Source organism: Halomonas sp. MES3-P3E (assembly GCF_002836035.1).
Classification (GTDB): Bacteria; Pseudomonadota; Gammaproteobacteria; order Pseudomonadales; family Halomonadaceae; genus Vreelandella; species Vreelandella arctica.
In genome coordinates, this window is sequence record NZ_PJBT01000074.1 from 1 (window position 1) to 3,778 (window position 3,778).

Consider the following 3,778-nt stretch of genomic DNA (forward strand, 5'->3'; position numbering starts at 1 on the left):
CGGTTAAACACGCCCGTTAGTGGGTCGGTCATAGCTTGCGCGCGTAGTTTTTCTTCAAGCTGTTTACGCTCAGTAAGGTCAAACACCGTTGCTCGTGAATGCACAAAACCACCGTTGCGCGTGTAGGCAGAGGCTTGAATCATCACGTGACGCTGTTCGCCGTTACGCGTAAGTAAACTGCATTCAGCGCTGCCAGTTTGATTGTCCTTCACGTTTTGGAAGGCTTTTTCAAACTGATCACGTGTTTCTGGTGTAATGAGCTCTCGATAATCGATATGACCTATCACTTCCTTGGCAGAGTAGCCTAGCCAGGCAAGTTCGGTGCGGTTCATTTTGACCACGCGACCGGACTTATCGAGCGAGTGGTAGCCGCAGGGGGCATTTTCATATAAATCACTGACTTCATAGGCGTGGCGCTGAGCGGCTTGGCGTAATTCCCGTTGGCGTTGGCTGCTGAAGGCCCAAAATATCCCAAATGCCACAGCATCGCCGTAGGTCAGCAACAGAAACCACAGGACAGTGGTCTCTTCTTTAAACAGAGATTGCCAGGTAGGGCGGGGGAGCGTGACCCCCAGTTTCCACGGCTGGTAGGCGTTGTCGCTAAAAATAGTACCTGCCAGGCTGCGGTAGCGCTGGGTGCGTATATCTTCGGTTTGAAAGCGCAGTAGATGGTTGTCTACTGTGACGTTGCCTTCATTGCGCTGCTGCATGGCTTGCCAGTAGAGGGGAGAAAGCGCAGCAAAGTTGCCACCAAAACTCGCTGTATCTACTGATCCGATACCTTCATCCAGCAGCCACTTGCCTTGGGCATCAATTAAAATCATATTGGCGTTCTGGTCAAGTAACATGGCCTGGCGCAAGGCGTCAGTCAGGTAATCCCAATTAAGGCTTAAAAGTACCACGCCACGGCGCTCGCCGGTGGCATCAAACACAGGGGTGGAAACGTTGACCACTGGAATCACGTCGCGGCCAAATAACTCGAACTGCAGGTTACGGCCAGGCGGTGAGATATACAGGTCGCGTGGTAACAGCTTGGATGCTTCTATGAAGTAGTCAGTATTAACATGAAGGTTGCCCGATACCAATGCTCCCGTTTCACTGCTTCTGGGTGCGCGCAGCACTTCACGCCCTTGATTATCAATCAGAACTAGCTTGGTGTAACGAGCGTTGTGGCTGATCAAGGTCGTTAAAAAGTGAGAAAGCTGGGATAAATCGCTAAGTGAATATTGTTCGTTAGTTAGTGTCGTTAAATTTTGCGCAGCGAGGTAGCGCCTTAATTCAGGCATTTCAGCAATGGCTAGCGCGTAGTTAAGGCTTTCATTAATATCGCGGGTTAACGCTTCTTGCCCAACGGTTAATAGGGCATTGGCTTCGTCATTCAGGCTATTGAGCCGTGTTTCCATATGAACATGGAGAACAGGCAGCAACGTCGTTGAAACTAGGATCAGCGGTATGCTCACAGCTAGCAGTAGGCGAGTGTGTAGGCGGCGCAGTGGCACGGCAATGTTTCCTGTCTAAAATAGGCGGCCTGGTAAGGCAGCCTGTTTTTCTGTTTTAGAGGTGAGGCATGGCGTTTATAGGGGAAGTTTTATCAGCCATTTTCTAGGGTGGCGTAAGCGTCCGTGGCAAGTGTTTTAACATCCCAAGCGGCATGGGCTTGGAGAACAAGAAACCTTGCAACAGGTCGCATTGGCGTTGCTGCAGATCTATTTGCTCTTCACGTGTTTCAATGCCTTCGGCGACTACCGCTAAGTTTAAGTGATGGGCCATGGTGATAACACCTTGAACGATGGCGGCATTCTTTGCGTTTTTTGAAATGCCTCGAATAAATAGAATGTCGAGTTTTACCTTGCTGATAGGAAGGTCGCGTAAATAGCTGAGACTCGAATAACCAGTGCCGAAGTCATCCAGCGCAACGCTAATGCCCAGGTCTCTTACTTCAGTGAGTAGCGCAACGGCTTGCTGGGTATTCGTCATTAGCGTGCCTTCTGTTACTTCCAGTTCCAGTAAGGCAGGGGGGAGACCGCTAGCGTCAAGCGCTGCTTTAACTTCGTTCATAAAGCCTGTGCGCTGAAACTGCATTGGTGAGATATTGACCGCCACCGCAAGGGGGCGCTCACGGCCAGCATTAAGGGCCGCAATATCATGACAGGCGCGATCCAACACCCAGCGACCAATGGCAATAATTTGCCCCGTTTGCTCGGCAATTGGCATAAACACGCCCGGTGAAACAAGGCCTTTGGTGGGGTGGTGCCAGCGTATCAGCGTTTCCACACTTCGAATGTCGCCGCTAACGGCATCCACGATGGGTTGATAATACGCTTCAAATTGCTCAGCTTGTATGGCTTCTTGTAATTCTCGCCTGATAACAACATGTTCGGCGACATTGTCGATGGCATCACCGCAGTACCATTGCCATGTATTACGCCCTTGGCGCTTGGCATCTTCCATCGCGAGGCTAGCATGGTGAAGTAGGTCATGCGCCTGGGTGGTACTGCCTTTATTAGAAGCGATTCCAATACTGGCGCTGATGTGCAGGCAGTGTTGGTAGAGTGTAAATGGCTGAGCAAGGGCCGCTAATAAACGATTCGTGAGGGCAATCGCTTCTTGTTCGTTTTGGGAAGGGGCTAGCAGTACCACAAACTCATCGCTAGAGAGGCGTGCCACACTAACGCCCGCTGTCACGGTATCTAGTAAGCGTTGCGCCACGGTTTTAAGTAACTGGTCTCCTAATCCATGGCCAAACGCATCATTAACCGGCTTAAAGTCATCTAAGTCGATATAAAGCAGTGCCAGTTCCTGCCTCCGCGATTTACAGCTTTGTAGTGCATGCTCCAGGCGTGTTTGTAGTGCCCCTAGATTTGGGAGCCCGGTGAGCGGGTCGTGAGCTGCTTGATAAGCAATACGCGCTTCCTGCTCTCGCTGGCGTGTAATGTCTTGTTGTATGCCGATAAAATGCGTACATACGCCCGTTTCGCTAAACACGGGGCTAATCGATAACTGGTTCCAAAACAGAGTGCCGTCGCGGCGGTAGTTACGTAGCAGTACTTGCACGTCTTGATGTTGAGTGACACCGCGGCGAATTTCTTCAACGGCTTCCGGGTTAGAATCTTCGCCCTGTAAAAAACTGCAGTTGCGGCCCAGTGCTTCTTCAGCGCTGTAACCGGTAATGTCGGAAAACGCACTGTTTACATACACCAGAGGCAGGTGGGGCTGCGTGGCATCTGCCATCACCACGCCGTTGGGGCTGGCTTCGATTCCCCGTTTGAGTAGGCGTAGCTCGCTTTCATCCTGTTTGCGCTGAGTAATATCACGGCAAATCGCATAGACGCCTATCATTCGTTCATCGGCGATAATCGGCACGTGGGTGACTTCAAGCTGAATGGCATGCTGATGACTGTTGATGCTAAGAGCTTGATAGCTTTGATGTTGCCCTTTTAAGGTGGCGTTAAAGGCAGCTTTTGCCTCTACGAGAGCGTCGATATGGAGCAGCTGAAAAAAAGCGTTACCGGTTAAACGCTCATTGGCGATACCGGTGATATGCGCTGCGGCTGAATTACAGTGCTTGATAATGCCATCAAGGCTCAGCTCAAATATGGCATCGGGATGATGGGTAAACAGCGCGTGATGGCGCGCCTGCAAAGCGTGAGGTACATCCTGTACGTTATAATTGTTTGCAATACTCTCCTTAACGTTTGCCATGAAGACTCTTTTCACAAGTTAATCCGTGTCACAAATTTGTCATAAAATAGGCGTTGGCTTTGGCGGCGTTGACTAA

2 protein-coding genes are annotated in these 3,778 nt (G+C 50.6%); both read right to left on the reverse strand.

The window, feature by feature from the left end:
• Positions 1-1,499 (reverse strand): PAS domain-containing protein (locus tag CXF87_RS11710; protein ID WP_101146742.1); only part of this gene is annotated, 1,499 nt, incomplete at its 3' end.
• Between the two features lie 103 nt (positions 1,500-1,602).
• A complete protein-coding gene (locus CXF87_RS11715) occupies positions 1,603-3,702 on the reverse strand; it encodes a putative bifunctional diguanylate cyclase/phosphodiesterase (RefSeq protein WP_101146743.1) in 2,100 nt (699 codons plus the stop codon).
• Between the last annotated feature and the right edge of the window lie 76 nt (positions 3,703-3,778).